Genomic DNA, 1,226 nt, shown 5'->3' on the forward strand with positions numbered 1-1,226 from the left:
GGTGTGACCCCCGGAAAGACTGGCTTTCGTGCCTTTGCTGCGACGTGTCCGCTCGTGGTCGCCGGCCCCGGACCGGTTGGAGGAGCTGGCCTGATCAGGAGCTTGACCACCTGGCGTTAGCGGCGCCTGGCGTGTCTCATCACAGTCCTGCCGAGCCTCCGTCCCGGACCGGAACCACGTCCCGTCCGGCGAAGGAGAGAACGCATGAACAGTCTGACCGATCTACGCGAAGTGGTCGACGTCGTCATCGGCGTCGACACCCACGTCCATACCCACTCCGCTGCCGTGGTCGACACCGCGACCGGTGGCGTCCTCGACGAGATCACCGTCGAGGCAACAGCCGAGGGCTACGCCGAGCTGGTGGAGTTCGCCAACAACCACGCGACGTTGCGGGCCTGGGCGATCGAGGGCACCGGAGGTCACGGCGCTGGCCTGAGCCGTCACCTGCTCGAGTCCTCTGAGATCGTCATCGAGCTGGACCGCCCCAAGCGGGCGGCGCGACGCAACGGCGCGAAGTCGGACCCACTCGATGCGATCCGAGCAGCACGCGAAGCGATGGCTCGACCCAAGCTGGGAACGCCACGTAGCGGGGGAGAACGCCAGGCCCTGTCAGTGCTCTTGGCTGCACGCCGCTCTGCGATCAACGCATCCACCGAAGCTCAGCAGCAGGTCTTCAGCCTGGTGATCGCCGCACCCGAACCCATCCGCGCCCGGTTCCGGGGCCAGAAGCTCGCCGCGATGCTCAACACCGCCGCGCACCTGCGCGTGCACGCGTCGTGGGACGTGGAGACGACCAGCACGGTGATCGCACTACGGTCGCTGGCTCGCCGCGCACACGCGATGCTGAAGGAAGCGCGTGAGCATCAGAAGGCCATGGTGGTCATCATCCGCGCCTGGCGCCCGGACCTTCTCGAGGAGTTCGGGGTCGGCCCGATCGTGGCCGCGACGGTGTTGTGCGCGTGGTCCCACCCCGGCCGGATTCACTCCGAGGCAGCGTTCGCAATGCTTGCCGGCGTCGCACCGATCCCCGCGAACAGCGGCCAGGTCACCACCCGGTATCGACTCAATCGCTACGGCGACCGACAACTCAACCGTGCACTGCACACCGTGGTCCAGATCCGCATCCAGTACCAACCAGGCACCCGCGACTACGTCGCCCGTCGCACCGCCGAAGGAAAGACCAGCCGCGAGATCAAACGCTGCCTAACCCGCTACGTCGCCCGCGA

Annotated in this window: 1 protein-coding gene; it reads left to right on the forward strand. The window is 67.3% G+C overall.

Annotated elements, in window-relative coordinates; genetic code table 11:
* Nucleotides 1-204 precede the first annotated feature (204 nt).
* The coding region (locus ABEA33_RS27325; RefSeq protein ID WP_345530365.1) for a transposase at nt 205-1,226 on the forward strand (1,022 nt) is incomplete at its 3' end.

Origin of the sequence: Nocardioides endophyticus (assembly GCF_039543845.1) — a bacterium.
GTDB classification, from domain to species: domain Bacteria; phylum Actinomycetota; class Actinomycetes; order Propionibacteriales; family Nocardioidaceae; genus Nocardioides; species Nocardioides endophyticus.